The following is a 25765-nucleotide window of genomic DNA, read 5'->3' on the forward strand; positions in this document are numbered from 1 at the left end:
AATGAAATGTGAATCATTATTCGCATTTTGTTGACATCTATCAATGCGGGTACTATAATGATAATGTGAATAATCATTCGTATATAGGAGGAAGAATAATGGATTTTTTAACACTGGCAAAACAACGCTGCACAACACGCGGCTTTACGGGAGCACAGATTCCAAAAGATGACTTAAATCAGATTTTATCGGCTGGACGTGTCGCCCCTACAGCCTGTAATAAACAACCACAAAGGATTATTGTTGTTCAAAGTGAAGAAAACATTTTAAAAATTAAAAAGGCTTATCAAACGTTTGGTTCTAAGTGTGTTTTTATCGTGTGTCGGGATCGACGGGATGAATTAATACGGCCATTTGATCAAAAATGTTCTGGCGATTTGGATATAGGTATTGTCTGTGACCACCTGATGTTGGCAGCAAGAGAATTAAATATTGGAAGCGTAATGGTTGGTTTGTTTGATCCCGCAATTATAAGCAATGAATTTCATTTACCAGAGTACATAGAACCGACAGCTTTACTCTTAATGGGGTATCCAGAAAAAGGCTTTTTAAGTCCAGAGCGTCATATTGCCCAACGCAAAGAAATAAGCGAAACGGTGATGTATGAGAAATATATAGATTAAGGTAAAAGTCTTCCATAGGAGTTGTTGAGTATGAAAGTATTAGTAAGTGCATGTGTACTAGGATGTAATTGTAAATATAATGGAAGAAACAATCGCAATGAAGCTGTGATTGAATATCTAAAAGGAAAAGAGGTTCTCAGTATTTGTCCTGAAATGTTAGCCAATATGCCTATTCCCCGACCATGTGCTGAGATTGTTGATGAAGTAGTGATGGATGATAAGGGAAATAATGTTGATTCTGATTATAGGAAAGCAGTTGCGCTTGCATTAGAAAAAATAGAAGGAGAAAAAATTGATTTGGCTATTTTGCAGTCAAGAAGTCCAACTTGCGGAGTTAACAATATATATGATGGAACATTTACCGGGAAGCTAATATCTGGTCAGGGACTTTTTGCTAAAGCCCTGATTACTAAAGGGTACCCCGTAAAAGATGCAGAAGATTTTAATATGTAGATTCGAAATAGAAAAATTCAATGTTTTTGCCGAATATCAGTTGGTCGTCGTGTCTAACTTTTCATTACATTAGAAAGAGGGATTAGCATTGCTGATCCCTTTTTCTGTACTCCAAAGGGGTACAGCCAATCTGTTCTCGGAAAGTTTTCGTAAAGTAGCTGCTGCTTTGAAATCCGCATTGAAAGGCAATATCGATAGAAGTCATATCTGTATCGATTAACATTTGACATGCTTTTTGGATTCGATATTGTTTCAGGTACTGATTCGGTGTGGAATGGATTGTACGGTGAAAACAGCGCAGAACTTCGCTTTCACTGATCAGCGCTACCCTTGCTAAAGTAGAGATGGTTATGGTTTCTGAAAAATGCATCTGAATGTATTGAAGCATGGTTTTTATTCGATCGGCATTTCGAAGATTTCGAATGCTGGGTTTTGCTTCACATATGGAATGATTTGTTAGCACAATTAGAATCAATTGCGATAATTCGTTCCTGACATATATTTCAAAACCATTTTCAGTGTTATAAAGTCTGTTCCATACAGAAATCGAGTAAGCGAGTATTTTGTCCTGCCAGTTAATGAATGGGTCTAATAAAATGTATGGCAGATTTTTATTCTGGATAATCGGCTCAATATAATTTTGCCAGTATATACTATCTATGCTTCCGATTAGCCTTGGATGAAAAACAATGGATCTTAAAACGTATTCGCCATCGTTTGTTGCATGAATGGAATGAAGAAAGCCTGCATTGATAAATATCCCTTGATTTTTGTTTAGGATATGTTCTGTGCTATTAACAGATACTTTTATCGATCCTGAGATTACCCATATAATCTCAAAATCTTCGTGCCAGTGCCAGGGAATAGAATAGCTTGATAAGTTTTCCTCATAAAAAGCAATCGGGAATTCTGACGTTCCATGCTTTTGAACTTCTTCACCGGAAGAATTCACTGTTACATTACATTTTGCTATGCTCATACAAGATACCTTCTCTTTGACGATTTTATTATATAATTTCGAGTGAAATATTATATAAAAGTTCGTTGAATGATGATATTATTATATCACAAAAAAGAGAAGGAGATCAATATGTTTCAATTACTGTTAGTAATTATCTATATTGCATTTATTAGTCTTGGATTGCCCGATTCCTTATTGGGTTCGGCATGGCCATCCATGTATATGGAATTTGGGGTGCCGATTTCATACATAGGCGTCATTTCTATGATTATTGCAATCGGAACCGTTGTTTCAAGTTTACAGAGTGATAAACTTACCCGTAAATTTGGAACCGGAAAGATAACGACCATCAGCATTACTATGACGGCAGTTGCTTTATTTGGCTTTTCCAGTTCACACTCATTTGGTTTGCTTTGTTTCTGGGCAGTTCCTTACGGACTTGGAGCAGGTAGTGTTGATGCATCCTTGAATAATTATGTAGCACTTCACTATGCAAGCAGACATATGAGTTGGCTTCATTGTATGTGGGGAATCGGCGCAACTATTGGGCCTTATATGATGGGATATGCCTTGAAGCATGGTCAGAATTGGAATGCAGGTTATCAGTATATTTCCTTTTTACAGATTGCTTTTGCAGTAGTTTTGTTTTTTAGCCTGCCGTTATGGAAGAACCAAAAAGGGACGGCAGAAGAGAATGATATTTTAGCGGGAAAAGCATTGCCTTTGAAAGAGGTAATTCAGATTTCTGGAGCAAAAGAAGTAATGCTTTGTTTCTTTTGCTACTGTGCTTTGGAACAGACGACCGGCTTATGGGCAAGCAGTTATCTTACCCTGATCAAAGGATTTTCAATTGAGACAGCGGCTGGTTTTGCAAGTATGTTTTTTATTGGTATTACCATTGGGAGGGTATTAAGTGGATTTATAAGTATGAAATTAAGCGATTTACAAATGATTCGTCTGGGGCAGGGAATCATTGCGGCTGGTATTATTATGATGTTACTGCCGTTAAATGAAGTAATATCTTTGGTCGGCTTGTTTTTCTTTGGTTTTGGATGTGCGCCAATCTACCCATGTATTATTCACTCCACTCCGTCCCGTTTTGGTGCGGATAAGTCACAGGCAATCATCGGGGTTCAGATGGCAAGTGCATATGTGGGAACCTGTGTGATGCCGCCGCTATTCGGCTTAATTGCAAAGCATATAAATATTGTTTTGCTGCCGGTATATTTGCTAATCATTCTTTTATTAATGGTGATGATGCATGAATTGCTGGTAAAAAAACTGCTTGAAGGGATGAAGAAAATGTTTGCTGATTATCATGTTCACACAGAATTTAGCGATGATTCTGTTTATGAAATGGAAGAGGTTGTAAAAGATGCAATACAAATAAAAATGGAAGAAATATGTTTTACGGATCATGTAGATTATGGAGTTAAGCTGGACTGGAATGATAAGAAAGAAATTCAATATCGCGATGGTATGCCTATGGCAAATGTGTATTATCCAGAATATTTTGAGACGATTAAGGAATTACAATATTTATATGGTGACTTGATTGCTATAAAAAAGGGAATGGAGTTTGGAGTACAGGTGCATACAATTTCTCAATATGAAAAGCTCTTTGTGAAATATCCATTTGATTTTATTATTCTATCTGTGCATCAAATAGATAACTTGGAATTATGGACACAGGATTTTCAGAAAGGAAAGAGCCAGAAAGAATATAACGAAAAATATTATCAAGAGCTGCTGGAAATTGTAAAACAATATAAAAATTATAGTGTTTTGGGACATTTAGATATTATTATAAGATATGATAAAAATGGCACATATCCGTTTGAAAAGATTTCAGACATAGTTAATGAAATTTTAAAAATTGTCATTCGTGATGGAAAAGGAATAGAAGTAAATACGTCATCCTACAGATATGGACTTACGGATATGACACCATCCAAAGATATACTTACTTTATATAAAAAATTAGGCGGTGAGATTATCACGATTGGAAGCGACAGTCATAAAAAAGGACAGCTAGGTGCACATATTGAAAATACCAAGAAAGTATTATTCGATATGGGATTTCGATATCATTGTACATACGAGAATATGAGGCCGCATTTTCATAAGTTGATATAATAGAAAATTGTCCGGATAACTTAGTTTATCTTCACTATAAAAGGAGACACAGTATGCGATCAGAAAAAGAAATGATGGATTTAATCATAGCAGTTGCCAACAATGATGTCCGCATTCGTGCGGCCTACTTAGAAGGTTCACGTGCAAATCCAAATGTACCAAAAGATATCTTTCAAGATTATGATATTGTATATGTTGTTACAGAAACAAGGTCATTCAGAGAGGACAAAGCCTGGATTGATCGATTTGGTGAGCGCTTGTATATGCAATATCCAGAGGAAAATATCTACTACACTTCTGATGTTGAAAATTGCTATGGTTGGCTAATTCAATTCACTGATGGAAATAGATTGGATTTACATGTAAAGACATTAGAAAATGTACTTAATAGTCTAGAATTGTATAAAACACTAGTTGACAAGGACAATATCATGCCTCAAAAACAAGTATTGTCCGATGAAGAATATTGGGTGAAAAAGCCGGTGCCAAATCAATTCTATTGTACATGTAATGAATTTTGGTGGTGTTTAAATAATGTGGCGAAGGGATTATGGAGGAATGAGATTCCATATGCAATGGATATGATAAATTTTCAAATAAGGCCAATGCTTAGGCGGCTGCTGGAATGGAAAATTGGGATTGATAATGATTTTTCAGTCAGCGCAGGGAAATCCGCAAAATACATGGACAAGTATTTGCCGAAAGGGATTTATGAACAATACTTAGAATCTTATTCGAAAGCACAAATAAACGCTATATGGGATGCTGTTTTTCTCATGTGCGATTTGTTTCAGAAAATTTCTTTGGAGGTAAGTGAGAAATTAAATTTCCCCTACGATTTGACAGAAGCAAGAAATAGCAAGAGCTACCTTGAGCGCGTTAAAAGCTTACCGTCCAACGCAACAGAAATATACTAGATTTGCCTATTGCGATGAAGAGGAAGCGCTTTGCCTTAAGGAATACGAATATAAGCGCAAGCAAAATAATACACCCTAAGATATGTTTATACAAATTGATATTCCACTGACATTGGTACATCAATTTGAACTTATGAAAAACGCCGGTTTTAAAACGGTTGAAGTTTTGTATCAAAATTGTGGAACAGTAATTATTAGAGCAGAAAAATAGCAACTAATGAAATGATGTAGGGGGTGATAATGATTGAAGTTCAATGGTTACTATGTCCTATATGTGGCAATAAAACAAGACTGAAAATTAGGAAAGATACAATCCTCGAAAACTTCCCCCTATACTGTCCCAAATGTAAACAAGAATCTCTAATCAATGTGCTACAACTCAATATGTCAGTTATCAAAGAGCCAGACGCAAAGACGCAGAGCCGATAATCAATGAGTACATATCTCTTGATTATCGGCTCTTTTCATATAACAATTTTCTGTTATACGATTGCTGACAAATTTAACAGACATACAAAGCCGTCATTTTCCGTTAAAAATCGGAAAGAGTATACCTGTAATTCTTCTTATTCTGGCGGCTTTGGGATAAGGAGGTTTTTATGTACCCCAAAGCATTTTTTTCTCTGAGAGAAACGCCGCCATATTGTGACGGTTTAATATAGCAGAAAAATTTCATTTACATAGTTTAAAAGTATTATATCAACTTGTGGGCGGCTATTGCGCCCATTTTTTATTCGACACCTTTCGCGCTAATTTGCGTAAAGGTGTTTTTTTGTATCCTTTTTTCACTGACAACGTATGGAACAAGCCTTGTCACTTCGGGCCAACTTGGCCCGAAGTCCGACCTCGCTGTCGTTCCCCTCCCGCTCCATTTCGATTCACTATTCCCTAAAAAATCGAAATGGAGGAACGCCTTATGGCAAAAATCAATCTGCGGGATTATTACCCGTTTTATAATTCAGACTTTTTTGTTGAGATATCAGATGAAATCAAGGACGCTTTGCTGGAAGCAGAACGTTTGGAGAAAAACTACATTCGCCGCCGCTTCTATAACAAAGCCCACTATTCGCTGGACGCTGACGACGGGATCGAAAAGGATATTCTTTTTGAATCCCTTTCCCCTTGCGAGATTTACGAGCGTAAAATTACTTCCGAACAACTGCACTCCGCAATCGCTTACTTGCCGGACAAGCAAGGAAAACGAATTTATGCCCATTACATACTCGGTATGAGTAAATCCGATATTGCACGGGCAGAGGGTATAAATGAAAAAGCCGTCAGAGTTGCTATTGAGAAAGGGTTGAAAAGCATGGAGAAATTTTTGAAAAAGTCTTAATTTCCAGTTCCGAATTTGCTTTTCAAATCACATGGCTATTAGAAGGAGTTTTTTCTCCATCTGCCGTTCTTTGACAACTGAATACAGATAACCCGGATACGTTCAATCAAAAGGGAGCCAAGCCACAGGGTACGCCAAAACCGCCCGTTGAAAGGGGGAAAAACCAAACGGAGCGTGAGCGATTCCTACCAACTGTGACAGAGCAGATATGGCAATCTACCCGGCGATAATCTTTTGATTGGTACAATGATACTTACGGTTTGAACGCGTCACAGTATTGACCGTCGCGCCATCAGCATGGGGCGGGGTGAAATTCCCATGAGGGCGGTTGCCGCCGCCTGTCCGGGTTATCCTCTTATTTACCATATAGGAGGCCGCGCCGGGCATTTCTGTCTAATGACAGCCCATTCTTTCCCGGCGCGGCACTCCCCCTATTCTGGCATAGGAGAATCGAAATGGAAAAAGATATGAATTTATCGGAAATACTGCCTGAACCGTGGAGCAACAATGCTTGTCGCGGCTATGTCATTTGGGCAATGGAAAGCTGTGGTTTTAGCTCTGATGATATTCGGCGCGTGGTTATGGAACTGAACGAAAGATTTGACTTCAAATCCATTCACGAAGCAGACGGGCATTACCGGAACAGTCCCTATTGACTTCGGGCCAACTCGGCCCGAAGTATGAGGAAAGATTAACAGCCATCACTTTTGCTTATAAAGTGGTGACTGTTTATGTTTCCTCATAGGACAGCAGGAAACATAAAGTACATTTTTCATTTGAGAAGGAGGCACAAAGCGATGGTAAATCTGGAACAGATCATCACAATGCAAGATGTGGATATTGCCACAGTGGATAAATCACAGTTGACAGATGTTAGCGGAATCGACTTTGATAACAGCCTGCCTCAAAGGGAACGTGCGGCACATATTTTGAAGCAGGTAAAAAACCCTTACTGCTTCCGTCATGGAGATACTGCGGTAAAGGTAGAGTTCCCGGAGGACGGCCCCCCCTTGCAGGATGTAATTACAAACTTTCTTATACGGCAGAAAAGCGGCCTGTAATCGGTCATGTCACTTCGGGCCAACTTGGCCCGAAGTCGGTAATATCAGCTATCTAACAGTATTTTTAAGCCCTCGACAACATTGTTCGCATTATGCTGAAATGGTATAATGTAAGTGTAATGTGATAGGAAGGAGGAAGCATGGCACGAACCAAAAACAGGGAAACAAATACTGCTGTTTCTCAATTTTCGTATAATCCTACACGGTGGAATCTTGCAAAATATATCCGGTTATCCAAAGAGGACTTGAATCGTGGCAAGGACGACAGCAACAGTGTCACCAATCAAAAAAAGTTGCTTGATGATTATTACAGACAGCACCTTGATGAATTTGAAAGCGCCGAAACCTATGTTGATGACGGTTGCACAGGTACAGACACGAACCGGGCAGATTTTCAAAGACTGCTGGCCGACATTTACGCGAAAAAGGTAAACTGCGTGATTGTCAAAGACCTTTCCCGTCTTTCCCGTAACTATACGGACGCCGGGAGCCTGATTGAAAATTTGTTTGTTCAGATGAATGTACGCTTTATCAGCTTGGCAGAGGGCGTAGACAGTTATTTGAACCCTGACAGCGTATCAAGTATTCTTGTTCCTATAACGAACGTAATGAACGACCAGTATTGTTACCAAACTTCAAAGAAAATCCGTCAGGTGTTTGACTACAAGAAACGTAATGGCGAATTTATTGGCTCCTATGCCCCCTATGGCTACATCAAAGACCCCAATGATAAACACGCTTTGTTGGTAGACCATGAAGCCGCCGAAGTGGTAAAGAAGATTTTTTCCATGTGTCTAAGCGGTATGACCGTCAGGGCTATTGTGAATCATCTGAACGACCACGGTGTTATGTGTCCTTCCGTTTACAAGCAAAGTCAGGGATTAAAGTACAAATGCCCCAACGGACAGACACAGCCCATGTGGAGTACCATTACTATCAGCAATATGCTGAAAAATCCCGTCTATGTTGGAGATATGGCACAGGGGCGAAACCGTGTGAAAAGCTACAAGATACACAAAATCGAAGCTGTACCTGAAAAAGACTGGATTGTTGTCCCGAATACCCATGAACCGATTATTGACCGCGAAGCCTTTGAAAAGGTTAAGCAACTGCTAAAGCGTGACACCCGCACTTCTCCAAAACAGAAACAGCTTTATCTGTTTAGCGGCTTTCTCCGCTGTGCGGATTGTGGCCGGGCAATGTCGCGGATAGCAAGCAAGGAATTGTACGTTTACTACCAATGCGGAACATATAAGAGCCTTTCTAAAAAAGCCTGCACTATGCACTCTATTAAAAGCACAAGGCTTGAAGCGGCTGTACTCTATGCAATCCGGCAACAGGTACATCTTGCAGTCAGCTATTCCGCCATTGTATCAAAAATTAACTTGGCTCCGCTCAAAAAAAGCCAGTCGATACGGCTGAATGAACTGATTACCGCAAAAGAAAAAGAGCTTACCAAAATCATGCGGTACAAGCAAGCACTTTATCAGGACTGGAAAGACGGTCATATCACACATAATGATTACCGCCACATGAGTGAAGATTATGAACAGCAAAATGAAGCCATTGGCACAGTGATTGCCAATCTGAAAAAAGAGCGGGACGAACTGGAAAATGGCATTGACACCGAAAATCCTTTTTTAGCAACTTTCCGAAAATACGAGAACATCGACAAGCTGACAAGAGAAATCTTAATCGAACTGGTTGACCATATCAAAGTATACGAGGGCGGCGACATAAGCATACGGTTTAAGTTTGCCGACGAGCTGCGCCGCATTATCCAGTATATCGAAGTCAACTCGCATTTACAGGTAGGATAAGACACCTACACACGAACAGAGCTTGTTGGTTTTCCTAATATATAACACTCATATGGTGATAACAGAAAATCTAACAAGTATCTCTTGGGCACAAGGTAGAAGCGTCCGCTACGAATAGATTTTAACTTTCTACGAAGCAACCAGTTCAGCACTCCTGATTTGGAAAATCCGGTTAAACGCATGATATCCGAAAGCTCCAGAGTATCTGGTTCTTTTCGCAGGAGTTTCTTATAATAGCTTGTCATGGTTTTGATGTACTGACTTTGGCTGCTTTGCTGGCAATACCTATTCCTCAGCATAATCAGAACATCGGTGGTTTTGATTTTATGAGTGTGAATCAGCTGGTCAACGTGCTCCTCGTAAGGGAGCACCCCGGAGCGCTCCAGCTTGTAAATTGTCTTTTTGCTCAGGTGGCAAAGTTCAGCTGCTTCTTGTTGGGTCAAATACTTTTTTCGTGTCGCCTTGATGCCGGCACAAATTTTCTCATAATTCATTTTTTAGCCTCAATATCTCTCCAAAATTTCAGCAGTAGGCAGCAAACATTGATGACAACAGGGTTTTACATCTCTCCTACATCTCTCCAACGTGCAAAAAAAGGGTCAAAATGGGGTGTCTTTAGCAAACCTGCACGGTTACTTGAACCGCAAGGAAAGGCACTGCAAAAACCCTGAATTTCAGAGCCTTTGCAGTGCCTTTATCTACCATTAAATTCTTCTGTTTTCCGTCGATTTACAGTTCTAGGTAACCGCTCGAAATCACATACGCTCTTGTTAGTTCTGGGTTCGAATATGCATGAATCCTGAATTCCTAAGCTGGCTTCTTTAAGGTGTTCTACCCGAATTCTGTCAAACAAGCAGAAACGAGGCACATTGTGTCTCGTTTCGAGTAAAAGGTTATTAAAAACAATGTTTAAAGTTTACGTTACAGATATCTGACTCGTTTCAATCTAAATACTCGTTCCCATGCAATCTCAGGAAACAGGAGAGAAATATAGGAAGAAACACGAGAAAAAGCATCGCCCTCTAAATCAAAAAACCTAGTAATCATGCGGCGTGAGGTTTGTTATGTTCCACGAAGACAACCGCATTCCGGGTATATCTAGTGGCAGTTATATTGACTGCCGTCATTCTCTCATACAAATGAATTTGAGCCAATGGTCATCGCTTAAATGAACCATTGACTCTTACTTAACATTTGATTCTATTGGCAAAATACTTGAATGCTTTCAAAAAGAAACTCTAGTTTATCTACTTGCTTCTCTGTATGATAGTGACCGCAGTACCATTTTTGATAAGTCAGGCGAGATTCAATCCTGTCCAGCCACTCTTCAGTAGATTTGTCCACGTGGGATTGATCGATGAAAGGCAGGAACACTTCCGCCGGTTCATATTTGAGGGGACAAGTGTGGGTAAGAACCACAGCAACTTTCCAATTTACGTTCTCTAATCTTGCCTCTACGGTTTGCTTCGTTTCATCATCTGGCTGCTCATCTGAGAACCACTTGAATCCCTTCTCCAGACGATAATATTTATCCACGCTGTAGGCACCGCCGATGGCAAAGCACCGATAACCGTCCAGCTCATAGATTTCGCCGTCTTTGGCAAATAACAGATTGGGATAAGCCGTTTCCATATAAGTCTGCCCGCCATGCCAAGAGCACAATTCATAAAGTCCGGTAGAGGCGGGACGCGCCTCATGGTTGCCATGCAGGCAGAACAGGGTAATAGGCAGTGCCGATAGCTTTTCTTTCAGACGCATATCCTTTTTCCCGCCGTAATAATTGATGCCTGCATCTCCTAAAATAATTAAAACGTCCTCAAGGCAGGTATGCGAAGTTTCGCAAAAATCAGCAATTCGTTCAAACTTGCCGTGAGTGTCGCCGGTGATATAAATCAAGGCAATTCCTCCTGTTAAGAGCAAATGTAGCCTTTTCAGTATATCACATTATTTTTCAGAGTGGGAGGCTTCTGTGGATTGAACGGTACGGATTATTCAGCGCGAAATGGACGGCAATAAACCTCTTGTAAATTCAAAAGGCACGGTCATGGATGATTCCTCACTCCATTTCCATGCCTTTTTGCGATTATAGACTTTTAGATTTTCTGGTTTGCGGGTAACAGGGTTTAGTCCGCCCCAGTGCGGTAAGCACTGCCATAGCAAAAACGTGTGCATACATTTCAGTGGGCTCCTGCATTACGGCCTGACAATCCTCTGGAGATAGAATCAGCTCATTGAATTTTTGAAAAGAAGCCGACGGAACTTCAATATCTCCGGTCAGTCTAACATTTAATACATGTCCCAGTTCATGAAGCAGAATGCATTCAGGCGGTGTTTTTATGTCTTTTACAGCTCGCGGCATAAAGATGTCACAGAAGGAGAAATGATCAGCATTGGTATACGGGCGACAGAATGCATCAAAAACACGATGCCCACAGCCAGGTAATAAAACGAACATATGATTTCCGGATAATGTGTTGGATGAGAAATCATAATACCGATCCAAAAAAGATAAAAGTTTCGTCGCAGACTCTTCAGTAATTTGTGGGCCTTCCGCTGGAATAAAATCATTGCGAATCTCGTTTATGATAGATGAAAGGTGTTCAATGTTTTGTTCAAGATTTCGTACTTTCCCCCAAGCTCTGTATAGATATACCTTGGAAGCTTGTATTCCACTGCAGACACTCCACGAAGGGTGCCTTTCTAAAAAAGAGCTCATCGCAATCCTTTCGCAGGAGTGTTGCACCTCTTAGAATAGTTTTTTTATATCGCCTTGCGATAAATCGGGTTGAGACAGGAAGAGTTCCAGATTATCTGCGAGTTCAAAAAAAGTATTAGCTCCCAACACCTCATAAGCATTCATAATAAACACTCCTTTCAATTGTGTTATAATGACAAAACAGTAAGTGGCAGTTTGCTAATCTTACAGAACAAATAGTATAAATCGGATAGACCTATCACCTCCTAAGAGATAGGTCGGCGGTTCAACTCTTACGTATTAAAACTCAAATAATTCAAGATTCTGGCATACTATTCACTCCTAATCTTTATAAAAATCCTGTTCAAAGCGTACTGCATTATCTCTGCGGCATTGATCCAGAATATGCCCATAGGTTTCTATAATCATATCCGCCTGAGCATGTCCGGAATCACCTTGTACCGCTTTGATATTACCGCCGGATAAGATCAGCTTATAGGTAATGCTGCTATGTCTCAGACTATGAAAAGACACTTTGGGAATCCCTGCCTGCTCAAGTGCTGCATGAAAATACTTGGTAAGGGTACTTTCCTGAATGGGACGACCATCCTCGTAACAGAAGATCATCTCCGGAGCATCCGATACAACAGTATAATTATTTCTTGACTGCAAGCTTTGATGGTTCTTCAAAGCTTGCAAAACTGTTTTTGGCAGATAAACTATGCGTACACTGGACTCTGTCTTGGGCTGTTTTAGAACCAACAGTGTCTGTAGTTCTCTTCCCGCTGGTGGGAATGCAAATAAAATATCTTTTCCGTTAAGCTGTTTAACTGCCTCTCGGCTGATACGGGAAAGCGTCTTATTGATATGAATGGCACCTGTATTAAAATCCACGTCTTCCCATGTAAGCGCCAAAAGCTCCCCCTTTCGGAAGGAGCCGGCAAAGGCCAAGTGAATTCCGAGGGATAATATTGGATCACAATGTGGCAGAAGTGCTTCAACCTGCGTTGGTGTGAGAAAATTCTGATGTCTGGAATGCATTTTAGGTAGCGGCGCTCGATAAAATGGATTTCGGGTAACATATTCCCATAGAATTGCCTGCTCAAAAGCGCTGTGGAGAACCTTGTGTATGCTATGAAGCGTGCAGGCAGAAATGGTCTGCCCTTTCCAATGATGATAGGGGCTGTCAATCCGGGGCTGGGTGAGCAAACACCGGTATAGCTCTGCTACTACTCGGGGTGTTAGTTCTGTCAGCCTCATAGAACCAAGCTGTGGTAGGATGTAATGCCGAATGAGGCCACAGTTTGCCTGATAGGTTGAAAACGACCATCTTGAAATACCATAGAGTTGAATATAGACCTCCATCAACTGCTCTACCGTTTCTACCTGATGCGTCTCCAGCGCTTTTTTTCGCCGAGTGCACAGGTTAATTTGTTCTACACGGATTTTAGCCTTTTCCAGAGTAGGATAGGTTTCCCACTTTGCTTACGAGCGCCGTCTACTGTGTTCATATAGACCACTGAATAACTTTCACCCCGCATTACGATTGATGCCATTAAATAGATTCCTCCTGTTAGTTTTCAATGTTTAAATAGCTGTGGTATTTTTATTTGTCCTGATCTCAGCACTTTTCGTAAATGCCTCCCATCCTATAAGCGCGAAAAACGCCCGGAGACTTCATTCCATGAAGCTCCGGGCGTCCATTGGCACCAGATGCAAATAGAGACTGATTGATATCTTAGCATGTGCGGAGGCTGCGCTGCTCATTTTTCTAACATACAAGCTGTATCCTTTTCACAGAGTCTTCTGCCTAGTCAGGATGCACTCTGTTACCCGGTCTGCGATGATGCCGCGGTCACGCTCGGCATAATATTCCAGCATCGGCTGCAGCGCGTCGCGAATCTCTTTGTCGCTTAGTTTCGGAATTGAAAGCTGCTTTCCGTAGAGGCCGCGCGCCGAGTTCATCTGGCGGGTAAACGTCGTATGAAAAGGTCTGGCATGTAGTGCAGAGATTAACGCCTTTGGTGCGACGTCCATCTGCAGGATCTGTGTATTGGAGAGAAGCCCTGCGCCGTTATCGAAGATGGGGCAGTAATTATACGTTCCTGCCTGCTCAATCACTGCGATGTTGTTTAAATGCCGGTCGTCGTTGCAGAACAGCGCGTCAACCTCAAACAGCAGCGTCAGATAGCGTGGGAACTCCGTCAGCCCAGTGTACTCGGCTGTAGCTTCCGCCAAATACGCGATGCGTCTTTTATCGCTGGGAAGCTGCATCAATTTTTGCTTTAGAGGCACGCCAAGATGGTTAGTTAGCAGGCGGTTAACGGTAATTAGCGACTGTCCCAGTCTCAAAAAATTCTGGCTTACGCAGCCAGTCCGCTCCCGTCCGTGGGCGCGTACCTTCTCCATGCGGTAGCGCACGAAGGTAAAGGGCGTATCCGTTTCGATACTGCTTTTTTCCAGCAAAACGGAGATCAGCGTTTCCGCCAGTGCCTCATAGCCGAACTGGTCGAGCTTGTACCAGCTGTCCATAATGCTATCATACCACTTTTCCTGATTGCCTTTGGAAGAGGTTTCAGCGATCTTTTCATCAGACACAAGCCGTACCGTCATTTCAGAACCTCCATTTCAAGCCACTGGTGATCTTCCGCCATGCGCCCGGCGGTCTTTTGAATGATCTCAAGAGGATCGTATTCACTCACGCCGATGGTTTCAAGATACTCTCGCAGCCCGGCCCGCTGTCGCGGCACGCAGCGCTCCTCTAAAAATGCTTGGAAAGCCGCCCAAGTCGGCAGCACATTGTTGCCGAATGCTGTTTTGACGGGATCATCCACATAATTCTCAACTGTCAGTGTTTCATCTGTGAAATCCGCATAGATCACAGTACATAGCTTGTCACCATCGTAGAAGTGCAGTAAACGGACATCGTGTCCAGCCGCTATTTTCTGTTCAGCAAATTCCTCGCCAGTCAAATGACGAGAGATGACGATCTGATTTCCGTCAAAGGAAAGCTCTACATCACGACGTTCCTCGCCAATGCCCAGCTCATTCATCCAAGAGGTTGGCAGAGTGACCTTGCAGGTTTTTGAACCCTTTGCCGCAGTCCCACCAGCGGAACTGATATTGATCTTTGCAATGCGCTTTTCCATGAGCCTCACCTCTGAAATTATTATAACAAATTCGGTACGAATTATCAAAAAAAATAATAACTTGCCTTGCCGTCCGCCCGGTAAGCGCTCACTATTCAGATCTTAATATAAATGAGGAGCCACAAGTCATTACAATCAAACTTGTGGCTCCTCATGAGAGAAGTCGTTGTAATTATTTTTTGGATAAGCCGCCAGAACGTTTCCACTCATCTAGCAGACGGAAGATAATCTCCTCTATCTGGCGAGGTGTGGTCCCAGGCGAAAAATACTGCATCAGCTGGTCTTCCCGCAGCTTAATCTGGTTCACCTGATTGCCTTTTTGCTCACTCAGGATATCAAAAATTGCATCTATATCGAGCTTGTCCTCCTGACTGAGTTTTTTCAGCATCTGAGCCTGCGAGAGGGATGGAGTGGCTTCTTCGGTGATGATGGTTTCCAACAGCATACACTGTTCATTATGCTTAAGGAATGAAATCTCGACGGCGGGGCCAAATGCGATGTGGCCTTCATCCACCATTCGCAGTAGGTTTTCTTCCAGGTAGGTCAGCCGGATATAGCGTCGAACTTTTTCTCTACTCTCACCACTATCACTACCAACAGATTCATTAGAGCGAAACTTTGACATAACTTGTGTTGAAGTCAAGTCCGTGCGCTTACCCTGATGTTTCATCGCCTCGAGCTTCATACGATAGGCAAACGCCTTCTCGCTGGGTAGTAGGTTTTCACGCTGTTGATTGGCATCCACCATCAGAATGGTGGCGGCATCGTCATCTAATTCCCTTATAATCGCCGGTATGGTCTTACGTCCAATCAACCTGCAGGCGGCTACCCGACGGTGTCCGGACAGAAGTTCATAACCATCGCCATAGGGACTGGGTCGGACGATGCAGGGCGTCAGCACACCGTTTTCCTTGATGCTCTGGGCCAGCTGTTTCAAAGCATCATCCTCTACAACCCGGAACGGATGATGTTCAAAGGGCTGCAGCTGTTCCAAGTGGACAGATACGCTTTTTTCTCCTGTGTTAGTTTTCATCATCGGAATCCTCGCTTTCATAATGTCGCACCGTTACATACCTCTGCTTCACATGGCCGGGGTACTCCGGAATGGTCATCCGGATGACACCTTCCTCCAGCAGGGGATGCAGTACGGTGTCCCGGAAAAATTTCCGGTCGGATAAATCGAGGAATTCCTGAATCTGTTTGCGGCTACTTGGGGTTTGGCAGTAGAGCGCCACGGCAGCCCGTCTCTGCTCGTGGAAGCTCTGCTGTCTCTGAAATCCGTATTTCTGGATGTACTCGATGAGCCACAACTTCGGCACCCGCACCCAGCGGTCAAACTTGATGCTGTTGATCTCGCCTGAGCGCAGCATCCGGTACACCCGCTTCTTGTCTAGGTTCATGATGACTGCCACATCATCGACCGAAAGAATGTCGTCATAGGTGGCAAACATCTGTAAGTACAGCTCATCTATAGTAAGCTTCTTCATGAGGTGCAACCTCCGTTTCCTTGCTTTGTCGGCAGCAAAGAGTCGGAAATTGCTGGGGGATAAATTGAGTTTATGGGATAGACTTGACGAGGATTTGCTATCAATTCTCTATCATTTCGACTCTGATAAGGGTAAAAACGCATCCTTTCTTATATTACCGGTATAGCGCGCCTCGTCAGCCTTTATTGCCCGAAAACCCGCATGATATAAGGATTTCCGGTCATATTCAAAGGCCTTGAACGACCGAGAGTGGCCTCTCCACACCTTTCCATCCAGTCGCTCGAAATGCAGTTGTCCGCAAGGGCACGTGGGTTCGAATCCCACCTCTTCCGCCAAAATCATGATAATCCGAACCTTGTCCCCGTTGGGGATGGGTTCGGATTATTGCTTAATTTTTAACAGTGCAATGGTAAAAAGCGGATAAGGGGGTGTGGACAAAATTTAGGGCTCTGTGCTTAGTCCAAAATTTTGTCCACACCCCCTACCATTTTTGTTGCCATATTGCTTGACAAAAACAAGTAATCTTGGACAATGATGTTAAATCTTATTGAAAAGTCAATAGTGGTGAGAAAATGATTTATAAATAAGAAGTTGACAAATTGAGTTATCTATGGTAAATTCAGAACAGTGTTATATAACGATGTTATGAAAGGGGAGATTGTTTGGCAAAGCAAATTGAGGGCGTCTATGAGCGTGTTCTTGACTGCGCTAAAGAAGAATTTTTGAAGAGGGGCTACACGGATGCCTCTTTGAGGACCATTGCCGTTAACGCAAAAACGACAACCGGTTCAATTTACACTCGCTTTGGCGATAAGGAGGGCCTTTTCAGCGCTCTGGTTGAACCTGCTATGCAGGGAATGCTGCAGATTTTTCGTCTTACTCAGGAGACATTTCATGCACTTGACGAAGAAACACAAAAAAGCACCATGCCCGAATACTCTTCTAAAAGTATGGAACAGCTATTGGACTATATGTACACACACTTTGATGCATTTCGGCTGTTGATTGATTCTTCCTATGGGACAAAGTACCACCATTTTATTGATGAGATGGTACGCATTGAGGTGGAATATACCTATCAGTATATGGAAGTGATTGGGTGCGAGAGCATAAAGAGCGGTATTGTAACCGAGGAATTCCTGCATATTATTACGACCGCTTACTTCGAGGGTGTTTTTGAAGTCGTTCGGCACAATATGCAGTATGAAGAAGCGAAAAAATACATTCATATGCTAAGAGACTATCATATGGCAGGCTTTGGAACAATTTTTTCGCCTCCTGGGATATGACAACGCGCACAATCATTGCTTTTTTGTAATCGCACAAAATCAACTAAAATCATAGCTATATGTTAGTTTGTGCTAACTATTAAGGAGGAATCAATTTGAAACAAAAAAGTCCCCTGCTGCGGATCTGGGAGTTGGGAAAGTCAGAGCATGGGCGCCTGTCCGGCGCAATCATCAGTGCGCTGATCGGTGTGCTGGGAGGTGTGGTTCCCTATATCGCGGCCGCACAGGTGATCATAGGCATGGTAAACGCAAATCAAGATTTGACCTACTATCTGATTTGGTGCGGGGTAGGCTTGGCAGGGTATCTGGTCCGAACCCTACTATATAATTTTGCCTTGGCATTGTCCCACCAGGCAGCGTTTTCCATTTTGAAAGAAATTCGCCAAAGGGTGCTCAAAAAGCTGCCCAAGCTCCCTCTTGGTACGGTAATGGATACCAAAAGCGGCCGGCTCAAGCAGATTATTGTGGATCAGGTGGAAAGCATGGAAACCACGCTGGCACATCTTCTGCCAGAGATGACATCGAATATCATCGGACCCGTCTGTGTATTGATCTATCTTTTTGTTTTGGATTGGCGCATGGCACTGCTGTCCTTAGTATCCTTGCCGGTTGGGATAGTTTTCATGATGGCCATCATGAAGGGCTACAGCAAGGACTGGGAAGGCGCTGTGAAAACCACGCAGGAAATGAACGAAACCATTGTGGAGTATATTAACGGAATTGAGGTCATCAAGGCATTTAATCAGGGCAAGCACTCCTATGCCAAGTTTTCCGACCGGGTGAAAGCCAATGCGTCCTATTACTACAACTGGATGAAGCGGTGCCAGTTCAACATGTCTTTGGCGTATTCCATCGCACCCACTACCTTGATAACCGTGCTTCCCGTGGGCTGGCTTTTCTACCGCACAGGCAGCTTAACCGCGGAAACCTTTCTCACCTGCATCATCCTGTCACTGGGACTGGTTGCGCCGCTGTTAAAAGCGATGAGCTTTGTAGACAATCTTGCAAAAGTCGGCACAACGGTCGCATCCGTTGATGAATTTTTGGAGGGTGAGGAGCAGCAGCATGCTGCCGCGCCTGTAAAGCTTACCAGCCATGATATTTCACTACAAAATGTTTCCTTTGGCTATCATGCCGACAAGGAAATTTTGCACGGGGTCAATCTCAATATTCCGACAGGCAGTATGACAGCGCTGGTGGGGCCTTCCGGCGGCGGCAAATCGACTATCGCCAAATTGATTGCGGGCTTCTGGGATGTGAACAGCGGCACGATTACGCTGGGTGGTATTGACATAAAGAATATTCCTCTCGAGCAGCTTTATGAGCAAACGGCCTTTGTATCCCAGGACAACTTCCTGTTTGACGATACGATTTTAGAAAATATCCGCATGGGAAGACGCACCGCTTCCGATCAGGAGGTGGAGGCTGTGGCAAAGGCGGCAGGGTGTGACAGCTTTATCCGGGCGCTTGCCCACGGCTATGAAACAAAGGTTGGCGGCGGAGGCACGCATCTTTCCGGCGGCGAACGGCAGCGGATTGCCATTGCCCGTGCCATGCTGAAAAATGCGCCTATTGTGATACTCGATGAAGCAACGGCCTACATAGACCCCGAAAACGAAGCTGTGATTCAAAAAGCGGTGGCAAAGCTGATTCAGGGGAAAACCGTGATTGTGATTGCCCACCGGCTATCCACCATTACGGATGCGGATCAGATTGTGGTGGTGCAAAAGGGGCGGATCGAAGCGGTGGGAACCCATGAAACATTGCTTGCCGATTGCCCACTTTACCATGCCATGTGGCAGGCACATATCGGGACAAAGGATGGTGACGCAGCATGATTGAAACTCTCAAAAAAATATGGCGGTTTGCCGGGGCGGAACGGAGAAACATCAACAAATCATTGCTTGTTGGTCTGATAAACGCCATTTTTCGTATGCTTGAAGTCGGCGCGATTTATGTCGTGGTGCAGGCGCTTCTCACAGAGCAAACGGACAGTACCCCCGCCTGGATTGCACTTGGATTAGTTCTGGTAAGTATTTTGGGCGTTGCGGTTACAAAATACTTTTCACAGCTGCAGCAAACCCACGCGGGCTATTTTATGTCGGCAAACAAGAGGATTGATATTGCGAACCGGTTGAAAAGTGTCCCTATGGGCTATTTCAATGAAAACAGTCTGGGCGAGATTACCGGTGTTTCCACCACCATATTGGACAACGTAGAAACGGTTGCGCCCATGGTTTTGGTGGATATTCTGGGCGGACTCATCAATGCGGCTGTATTTACGGTCATGATTTTTCTTTGGGACTGGCGAATCGGCGGCATTGTTGTGTTAGGCACCGCGCTTTACCTGTTTGTCACCTCCCTGATGGATCGAAAATCCAGAAGCATCGCGCCTAATCGTCAAAAATCAGAAACCGTGATGGTCGGCGCGGTTTTGGAGTATATACAGGGAATGAGCGTGATTAAGTCCTTTAATCTCACCGGAAAGGGCGACAAAAAGGTTCAGGACGCACTGGAGTATAACAAAAAAAGCAACCTTGCACTGGAGCGGCTTTTTACACCTTACACAATGGCACAGGGCATCATTCTTCAGATCTCCAGCATTGTTATGACAGGAGCGGCGGTTGCTTTTTGGCTGGCGGGCACCATGAGCGTTGCCAACGCACTCATGGCTGTAATCATGTCCTTCCTGGTGTTTGCTCAAATTCAGTCTGCCGGAAGCGGGCTGTCCCTCCTGCGGGTGGTAAGCAGTTCCATCGATCATGCACAAAAAATGGATGATATTCCGCGGCTGGATGAACGCGGGCAGGATTTGACTCTGAAGAAACATGATATTGTCTTTGAAAATGTTTCGTTTTCCTATGAGAACAAAGAAGTTCTCCGCAATATTTCGTTTACCATCCCCGACAAAACAACCACAGCCATCATCGGGCCGAGCGGCTCCGGCAAAACGACCCTGTGCAATATGATGGCCCGGTTTTGGGATGTCGACAGCGGCAGGGTACTGATAGGCGGCCATGATGTCAGGGCATATACGCTGGAATGCTTAATGGAGCAAATCAGCATGGTGTTTCAGAATGTTTATTTGTTTGCCGACACCATTGAAAATAACATCAAGTTCGGAAGCCCCGATGCAACGCATGAAGAGGTGGTTGCGGCTGCAAAAAAGGCATGCTGTGAAGAATTTATTCTGGCGCTGCCCGAGGGCTATGATACGGTTATCGGCGAGGGCGGCGCTTCTCTGTCGGGCGGCGAAAAGCAGCGGCTTTCCATTGCCCGTGCCATGCTCAAGGATTCGCCCATTGTCATTCTGGATGAAGCAACCGCAAATGTGGACCCTGAAAACGAGGACCGCCTCCAACAGGCCATTGAAGCACTGACCAGAAACAAGACGATTATTATGATTGCGCACCGCTTGAAAACAGTTCGGAACGCGGATCAAATTCTGGTGGTGAATGAGGGCAGGCTGGTACAGCGGGGCACCCATGATCAGTTAATCGGTCAAAGCGGCATTTATGCCGATTTTGTGCTTGGCCGCAAGGAGGCCATCGGGTGGAAGCTGTGATATGACACAGGATGCAGATACGTTTGGCATACTTCTTCCTCGCATATTCCGTGCAAAAGCTCCTTGATTGGTTACGCTGCAAGTCGGAGCCGGTGTCAAACCTGTGTTTTATTCCCTTTTCAATTTGCTTTCGTAATTTTATTGCCCTGTCGATGTTTTTCGGCAGGGCTTTCCTTTACGCGTTTTTAGAGCTTCTCTATGGGGTTAAAGAAAAACGGTAAAACCGGGCAATCAATAAAGAGCCCCTTGATATAGGAAATAGGGCTACATCAAGGGGACGCTTTAGGTTTATAGTCGATACTGCTGCAAGAACGAAACAAGAAATTCTAGGGCAAGCGTAAATCAGATATTTCTTCGCCGCTTAACAAAAACAATCTTCATATTGCATTTTTTCAAAGGTCGTGGTGAAATGTAAATTACATCGTAATATTACAGTGTAATTTTAGTGCGGAATGGAGGTGTGGAAATGCCAAGGGATTTTCAGCAGACCCATGAAAACCTATTGGATTGTGCGAAAAAGCATTTTTTGAAATTCGGATTTGAACGTGCCAGCATTCGGGAAATTTGCAAAGATGCCAGTGTAACAAATGGCGCTTTCTATAATCACTTTGCAGATAAAGAGGCCTTGTTCGGTTCACTGGTGGAACCGGTTCTTCAAAAAATATCTGAAATGTATTCAGATTCAGTGGCAAAGCATTTTGAATTGGCTAAGACAGATGAACTGAAAGATTTATGGCGCCTGTCAGAGGATACGATTCAGCAAATCATTGAATATATCTATGAAAATTTTAATGTGTTCAAACTGCTGCTGATGTGTTCTGATGGTACTAAATACGCTGCGTTTATGGATGATATCGTTCGCCTTGAGGTTCATGATACAATAAAGCTAATCAATGAATTAAAACTCCGAGGCGTTCCAATTAAAGAATTGGAAGAGTAAGAATGGCATATGTTAGTGCATTCCTATTTTTCGTCCATTGCTGAAATTGTTTTACATAACTATCCGAAGTCTTCGGCACTAAAATATGCACATACACTTGCTGCATTTTTCAGTTCCGGCTGGCAAACGGTTTTGGGGATATAGTCCCCAAAATTTTTCTCGTTTAGTTAGCTTAATCTAACTAGAGCAATCCGAAAATGCGCTTGCACTCTCCACTTGGAACAGAAGATACATGATAAAAAAGAAAGGATTTGATCAAAATGGAAAAACAAACAAATAAGCTCACAGGCAAAGACCTGATCAATGTTGGAATTTACTCTGCAATGACCCTTGTCATATTCTTTATGATCGGGCTGCTGACAGCCCTGCCGGTTGTATACCCATTTCTGTTTATCATTTGGCCGGTAGTTTGCGGTATTCCCATGATGCTGTACTATACTAAAATTAAAAAATTCGGTATGTTGACAATCACGGGTCTGATAGGCGGTATCTTCTTTTATTTTATAGGTTACGGCTGGATTGGACTGCTTGGTTGGATGTTGGGCGGTATTTTAAGCGATCTGGTTTTAAAGTTCGGCGGCTATCAAAACTTCAAGGTTACCGTATTGAGCTATGCGTGCTTCTGCTTGGGAATTATGGGTTGCCCCGCAAACCTTTGGTTTGCAGGCGAGACATACTGGGAAAATATCCACAGTTCTATGGGGGGACCAGTATGCAAACACACTACAGGCGCTGATGCCGTCTTGGATGTTTTATGCAGGCTTTGCTCTGCTGTTTGTGGGCGGTATCTTAGGTGCATTGCTTGGGCGCAAAATGTTGAAAAAACATTTCGAGAGAGCAGGCATTATCTAATGGAACAATTCCAAGCAGTTGCAAGCACGAAAAAAGGATTTTGTCTTGACCCAAGGACAAAGCTTCTTCTTATGGCCATCGTCGCTACCGCAGAGTTTTTATATGCCCACACTGCCTTTATGATTGCGGTGGCACTGATTCCTTTTGTGCTTTTACTTATAAATCGGCAGTATAAAACCGCCCTAATCTTTTTTGTCCTATTTACTACAGGGTTGGTGGTACAGGCAGTTCAAAACAGCATTCAATTTCCAATGGTACTCAATATGCTCATTGTACTTTTAGTGGGATTGGTTTTACGGCTGTTTCCTGCTTTTATGATGGGAGCTTACTTTTTAAAATCCACCACGGCCAGCGAATGTGTTGCATCGCTGGGAAGAATGCACATCGGGCGACAGATTACTATTCCACTGTCTGTTCTGTTTCGTTTTCTTCCTACCATGCAGGAAGAATCCGCATCCATCAAAGATGCTATGCGAATGCGAGAGGTACAGTTTGGTACTCAAAAATTCTGGAACAATCCAGCTGCTTTAATCGAATATCGATTTATTCCCCTGATGATTTCCGTCGTTAAAATTGGCGAAGATCTATCGGCGGCAGCCCTGACCCGTGGGCTGGATAATCCGATAAGGCGTACCAATATCACCCAAATCGGGTTCACACACTATGACGTGATTACATTGCTAATCACATCCACTATGCTGGGTTTTACATTTTATATTTAGCGCGAAGGAGGCTTTGTAGAACGATAGAACTAAAAAACGTTTCCTTTACTTATGAGAGTGGGGAAGCTGAAAATAATTTGAAAAATATAAACTTGACTATTCAGGATGGCGAGACAATCTTGCTGTGCGGGGAATCTGGCTGTGGAAAGACAACACTGACTCGCTTAATCAATGGTTTAATTCCCCATTACTATGAAGGCCAATTAACAGGAGAAGTGTTGCTGGACGACAAGGGGATAAAGGAATACCCTCTGTATCAAATCGCGCAGCGCGTCGGTTCCGTATTTCAAAACCCTAGAACGCAATTTTACAATGTGGAAACAACCAGTGAGATTGTATTTGGCTGTGAAAACATGGGCTTGCCTGTTTCTGAAATGCAGGAGCGTTTGAAACAAACCACACAAAGCCTCAAGCTGGAAAAGCTTTTAAATCGCAGTTTGTTTGCTTTGTCCGGAGGGGAAAAACAAAAAATTGCCTGTGCATCAGCAGATGCCATCCAGCCTGACATTTTCGTTCTGGATGAACCTTCTTCCAACTTGGATATTTCATCCATCAACGATTTAGCTGATGTAATACGGCATTGGCGATCCGAGCGTAAAACGGTTATCGTAGCGGAGCATCGCCTATATTACCTCATCCCTTTTGTGGATCGTATTATTTACATGAAACACGGAGTTATCTGCCATGAGTTTACTAAACAAGAATTTCAGGGGTTACATCCGCATGAATTACAGCATATGGGACTGCGGGCGTTAGACCCATTCCATCTTTCGCCAGAAGGAACACCAAAACCCAATCGTTCATCCCTGCAAATCAGGAATTTTCTGTTTTCCTATGAAAAGCACGGCACCTCTAGTGTAGACATCCCCGATCTGACGCTTCCCCAAGGTGAGATTATCGGTATCATTGGAAAGAATGGCGCAGGAAAATCCACCTTTGCCCGGTGCCTATGCGGCTTAGATAAGAAGACAAAAGGAACACTGGAAATAAACAGCATCTCTTGTGGAACGAAGCAGCGCCGACACCTCTCCTATATGGTCATGCAAGATGTAAATCATCAATTGTTTACAGAAGATGTGATGGATGAAATCTTGCTTAGTATGGATGGTGCTAACGAGGGAACAGAGAGAGTCCTGGCAAATAAGATTTTGTCCAGTTTGGATTTGTCGGATAAAATAAAGCTGCATCCGATGTCTTTATCCGGCGGCGAAAAGCAGCGAGTAGCGATTGGCAGCGCAATTGCATCCAATAAAGAGATTATGATATTTGATGAACCTACCAGTGGGCTTGACTATCGGCACATGGTTGAGGTTTCTGACAATCTAAACGGTCTAAAAGAAATGGGGAAAAGTATATTTTTAATTACCCATGACCCCGAACTAATATATAAATGCTGTACTTATTTATTGTTTATGGAAAATGGTAAAGTTCTATGGCATTGCCCAATGGATAATACTGCTGTGAAGCTTTTACAAAGTTTTTTTGTCATGGATAAAGTTCAGGCCCAATGCACCCTAATTCAGGAAAACAAGTCAGATATTGAACTGCCGAGCGGCAAGGGCGCTACTGCGAACCATACGTCTTTGAGGAACTGAAAGTTGCAATAAGCATTCCTTTTGATACATAAAATCCCCCCTTTGACATGGTGTAGCAGACTATGTCAGGGGGGGATTTGCTTATATATCATTGCTCTTCTTTCGTATCCTCTTGTGCCTGCCGCTGTTTCCACTCGGCAAACTCCCGCGGCATCCTTCGCTTA

General features: G+C 43.1%; 24 protein-coding genes and 1 pseudogene. 16 read left to right on the top strand and 9 right to left on the bottom strand.

Annotated elements, in window-relative coordinates:
* Nucleotides 1-98 precede the first annotated feature (98 nt).
* Both G340_RS0107330 and G340_RS0107335 read left to right on the top strand, forming a co-directional pair.
* The gene (locus G340_RS0107330; protein WP_009064821.1) at nt 99-623 is read left to right on the top strand and encodes a nitroreductase family protein; all 525 of its coding nucleotides are present in this window, start codon (nt 99-101) and stop codon (nt 621-623) included.
* A gap of 30 nt (nt 624-653) precedes the next feature.
* Nucleotides 654-1076, top strand: a complete 423-nt coding sequence (locus G340_RS0107335) for a DUF523 domain-containing protein (RefSeq protein WP_011988846.1) — start codon at nt 654-656, stop codon at nt 1074-1076.
* Between the two features lie 82 nt (nt 1077-1158).
* Here G340_RS0107335 and G340_RS0107340 read toward each other — a convergent pair whose 3' ends face one another.
* The gene (locus G340_RS0107340; RefSeq protein WP_009064827.1) at nt 1159-2055 is read right to left on the bottom strand and encodes an AraC family transcriptional regulator; all 897 of its coding nucleotides are present in this window, start codon (nt 2053-2055) and stop codon (nt 1159-1161) included.
* A 111-nt stretch (nt 2056-2166) separates the two neighbouring features.
* Here G340_RS0107340 and G340_RS16545 point away from each other — a divergent pair.
* The 8 genes and pseudogenes from G340_RS16545 to G340_RS0107375 all read left to right on the top strand — a co-directional run.
* Nucleotides 2167-3318 (top strand): annotated as a pseudogene (locus tag G340_RS16545) (MFS transporter); the annotation flags it as partial.
* 21 nt (nt 3319-3339) lie between these two features.
* Nucleotides 3340-4173 carry a histidinol-phosphatase HisJ family protein gene (locus G340_RS0107350; protein ID WP_009064810.1) on the top strand — a complete coding sequence of 278 codons (834 nt, stop codon included), beginning with the start codon at nt 3340-3342 and terminating at the stop codon, nt 4171-4173.
* A 53-nt stretch (nt 4174-4226) separates the two neighbouring features.
* On the top strand, nt 4227-5090 hold the full coding sequence (locus G340_RS0107355) for an aminoglycoside 6-adenylyltransferase (protein ID WP_011988845.1): 864 nt from the start codon (nt 4227-4229) through the stop codon (nt 5088-5090).
* A gap of 240 nt (nt 5091-5330) precedes the next feature.
* A complete protein-coding gene (locus G340_RS17485; RefSeq protein ID WP_011988843.1) occupies nt 5331-5519 on the top strand; it encodes a cysteine-rich KTR domain-containing protein in 189 nt (62 codons plus the stop codon).
* Between the two features lie 487 nt (nt 5520-6006).
* Entirely contained in the window at nt 6007-6426 is a 420-nt protein-coding gene (locus tag G340_RS0107360; protein ID WP_009064814.1) for an RNA polymerase sigma factor, read from the top strand.
* Nucleotides 6427-6881: 455 nt separating this feature from the next.
* A complete protein-coding gene (locus G340_RS0107365) occupies nt 6882-7082 on the top strand; it encodes a hypothetical protein (RefSeq protein WP_011988842.1) in 201 nt (66 codons plus the stop codon).
* A gap of 141 nt (nt 7083-7223) precedes the next feature.
* Nucleotides 7224-7487 (top strand): DUF6870 family protein, encoded by a 264-nt coding sequence (locus G340_RS0107370; RefSeq protein WP_009064822.1) that lies wholly within the window; start codon nt 7224-7226, stop codon nt 7485-7487.
* Between the two features lie 140 nt (nt 7488-7627).
* Nucleotides 7628-9307 carry a recombinase family protein gene (locus tag G340_RS0107375; protein WP_009064819.1) on the top strand — a complete coding sequence of 560 codons (1680 nt, stop codon included), beginning with the start codon at nt 7628-7630 and terminating at the stop codon, nt 9305-9307.
* Between the two features lie 5 nt (nt 9308-9312).
* On the opposite strand, the gene G340_RS0107380 is transcribed toward G340_RS0107375, so the two are convergent.
* From G340_RS0107380 to G340_RS0107415, 8 genes are all read right to left on the bottom strand, one after another.
* The gene (locus tag G340_RS0107380; protein WP_020073009.1) at nt 9313-9801 is read right to left on the bottom strand and encodes a helix-turn-helix transcriptional regulator; all 489 of its coding nucleotides are present in this window, start codon (nt 9799-9801) and stop codon (nt 9313-9315) included.
* 706 nt (nt 9802-10507) lie between these two features.
* Entirely contained in the window at nt 10508-11203 is a 696-nt protein-coding gene (locus G340_RS0107385; RefSeq protein WP_020073010.1) for a metallophosphoesterase family protein, read from the bottom strand.
* A gap of 187 nt (nt 11204-11390) precedes the next feature.
* Complete coding sequence (locus tag G340_RS17865; RefSeq protein ID WP_177309655.1) at nt 11391-12023, bottom strand: hypothetical protein; 633 nt, start codon at nt 12021-12023, stop codon at nt 11391-11393.
* 321 nt (nt 12024-12344) lie between these two features.
* A complete protein-coding gene (locus G340_RS17490) occupies nt 12345-13370 on the bottom strand; it encodes a tyrosine-type recombinase/integrase (RefSeq protein ID WP_154653129.1) in 1026 nt (341 codons plus the stop codon).
* Between the two features lie 426 nt (nt 13371-13796).
* On the bottom strand, nt 13797-14615 hold the full coding sequence (locus G340_RS17235) for a hypothetical protein (RefSeq protein ID WP_020073014.1): 819 nt from the start codon (nt 14613-14615) through the stop codon (nt 13797-13799).
* A complete protein-coding gene (locus tag G340_RS17240; protein ID WP_020073015.1) occupies nt 14612-15151 on the bottom strand; it encodes a lipocalin/fatty acid-binding family protein in 540 nt (179 codons plus the stop codon). The genes G340_RS17235 and G340_RS17240 overlap by 4 nt, the downstream gene beginning before the upstream one ends.
* A 172-nt stretch (nt 15152-15323) precedes the next feature.
* The gene (locus tag G340_RS16565; protein WP_154653130.1) at nt 15324-16205 is read right to left on the bottom strand and encodes a ParB/RepB/Spo0J family partition protein; all 882 of its coding nucleotides are present in this window, start codon (nt 16203-16205) and stop codon (nt 15324-15326) included.
* Nucleotides 16174-16638 carry a helix-turn-helix domain-containing protein gene (locus G340_RS0107415; RefSeq protein WP_020073017.1) on the bottom strand — a complete coding sequence of 155 codons (465 nt, stop codon included), beginning with the start codon at nt 16636-16638 and terminating at the stop codon, nt 16174-16176. Before G340_RS0107415 ends, G340_RS16565 begins: the two co-directional genes overlap by 32 nt.
* A gap of 662 nt (nt 16639-17300) precedes the next feature.
* On the opposite strand from G340_RS0107415, the gene G340_RS0107420 reads away from it, so the two are divergent.
* The 6 genes from G340_RS0107420 to G340_RS16580 all read left to right on the top strand — a co-directional run bounded on the left by G340_RS0107420 (nt 17301) and on the right by G340_RS16580 (nt 25601).
* Nucleotides 17301-17927, top strand: a complete 627-nt coding sequence (locus G340_RS0107420; RefSeq protein WP_020073018.1) for a TetR/AcrR family transcriptional regulator — start codon at nt 17301-17303, stop codon at nt 17925-17927.
* A gap of 95 nt (nt 17928-18022) precedes the next feature.
* On the top strand, nt 18023-19765 hold the full coding sequence (locus G340_RS0107425; protein WP_020073019.1) for an ABC transporter ATP-binding protein: 1743 nt from the start codon (nt 18023-18025) through the stop codon (nt 19763-19765).
* Nucleotides 19762-21492 carry an ABC transporter ATP-binding protein gene (locus G340_RS0107430; RefSeq protein WP_020073020.1) on the top strand — a complete coding sequence of 577 codons (1731 nt, stop codon included), beginning with the start codon at nt 19762-19764 and terminating at the stop codon, nt 21490-21492. The genes G340_RS0107425 and G340_RS0107430 overlap by 4 nt, the downstream gene beginning before the upstream one ends.
* A gap of 466 nt (nt 21493-21958) precedes the next feature.
* The gene (locus tag G340_RS17090) at nt 21959-22432 is read left to right on the top strand and encodes a TetR/AcrR family transcriptional regulator (RefSeq protein WP_020073022.1); all 474 of its coding nucleotides are present in this window, start codon (nt 21959-21961) and stop codon (nt 22430-22432) included.
* Nucleotides 22433-22692: 260 nt separating this feature from the next.
* Complete coding sequence (locus G340_RS0107450; protein WP_020073023.1) at nt 22693-24006, top strand: MptD family putative ECF transporter S component; 1314 nt, start codon at nt 22693-22695, stop codon at nt 24004-24006.
* Between the two features lie 77 nt (nt 24007-24083).
* Nucleotides 24084-25601, top strand: coding sequence for an energy-coupling factor ABC transporter ATP-binding protein (locus G340_RS16580; protein ID WP_020073024.1), 1518 nt, complete (start codon nt 24084-24086; stop codon nt 25599-25601).
* The last annotated feature ends 164 nt before the right edge of the window (nt 25602-25765 follow it).

The sequence above is a fragment of the Faecalispora sporosphaeroides DSM 1294 genome (genome assembly GCA_000383295.1).
GTDB lineage: Bacteria > Bacillota > Clostridia > Oscillospirales > Acutalibacteraceae > Faecalispora > Faecalispora sporosphaeroides.

What these genes read in the sequence shown, in the direction of transcription:
- G340_RS0107330 (WP_009064821.1), top strand. Translation starts at nt 99, where the DNA reads ATGGATTTTTTAACACTGGCAAAACAACGCTGCACAACACGCGGCTTT.
- G340_RS0107335 (WP_011988846.1), top strand. Translation starts at nt 654, where the DNA reads ATGAAAGTATTAGTAAGTGCATGTGTACTAGGATGTAATTGTAAATAT.
- G340_RS0107340 (WP_009064827.1), bottom strand. Translation starts at nt 2,055, where the DNA reads ATGAGCATAGCAAAATGTAATGTAACAGTGAATTCTTCCGGTGAAGAA.
- G340_RS0107350 (WP_009064810.1), top strand. Translation starts at nt 3,340, where the DNA reads ATGTTTGCTGATTATCATGTTCACACAGAATTTAGCGATGATTCTGTT.
- G340_RS0107355 (WP_011988845.1), top strand. Translation starts at nt 4,227, where the DNA reads ATGCGATCAGAAAAAGAAATGATGGATTTAATCATAGCAGTTGCCAAC.
- G340_RS17485 (WP_011988843.1), top strand. Translation starts at nt 5,331, where the DNA reads ATGATTGAAGTTCAATGGTTACTATGTCCTATATGTGGCAATAAAACA.
- G340_RS0107360 (WP_009064814.1), top strand. Translation starts at nt 6,007, where the DNA reads ATGGCAAAAATCAATCTGCGGGATTATTACCCGTTTTATAATTCAGAC.
- G340_RS0107365 (WP_011988842.1), top strand. Translation starts at nt 6,882, where the DNA reads ATGGAAAAAGATATGAATTTATCGGAAATACTGCCTGAACCGTGGAGC.
- G340_RS0107370 (WP_009064822.1), top strand. Translation starts at nt 7,224, where the DNA reads ATGGTAAATCTGGAACAGATCATCACAATGCAAGATGTGGATATTGCC.
- G340_RS0107375 (WP_009064819.1), top strand. Translation starts at nt 7,628, where the DNA reads ATGGCACGAACCAAAAACAGGGAAACAAATACTGCTGTTTCTCAATTT.
- G340_RS0107380 (WP_020073009.1), bottom strand. Translation starts at nt 9,801, where the DNA reads ATGAATTATGAGAAAATTTGTGCCGGCATCAAGGCGACACGAAAAAAG.
- G340_RS17865 (WP_177309655.1), bottom strand. Translation starts at nt 12,023, where the DNA reads ATGAGCTCTTTTTTAGAAAGGCACCCTTCGTGGAGTGTCTGCAGTGGA.
- G340_RS17235 (WP_020073014.1), bottom strand. Translation starts at nt 14,615, where the DNA reads ATGACGGTACGGCTTGTGTCTGATGAAAAGATCGCTGAAACCTCTTCC.
- G340_RS17240 (WP_020073015.1), bottom strand. Translation starts at nt 15,151, where the DNA reads ATGGAAAAGCGCATTGCAAAGATCAATATCAGTTCCGCTGGTGGGACT.
- G340_RS16565 (WP_154653130.1), bottom strand. Translation starts at nt 16,205, where the DNA reads ATGAAAGCGAGGATTCCGATGATGAAAACTAACACAGGAGAAAAAAGC.
- G340_RS0107415 (WP_020073017.1), bottom strand. Translation starts at nt 16,638, where the DNA reads ATGAAGAAGCTTACTATAGATGAGCTGTACTTACAGATGTTTGCCACC.
- G340_RS0107430 (WP_020073020.1), top strand. Translation starts at nt 19,762, where the DNA reads ATGATTGAAACTCTCAAAAAAATATGGCGGTTTGCCGGGGCGGAACGG.
- G340_RS17090 (WP_020073022.1), top strand. Translation starts at nt 21,959, where the DNA reads ATGCCAAGGGATTTTCAGCAGACCCATGAAAACCTATTGGATTGTGCG.
- G340_RS0107450 (WP_020073023.1), top strand. Translation starts at nt 22,693, where the DNA reads ATGGAAAAACAAACAAATAAGCTCACAGGCAAAGACCTGATCAATGTT.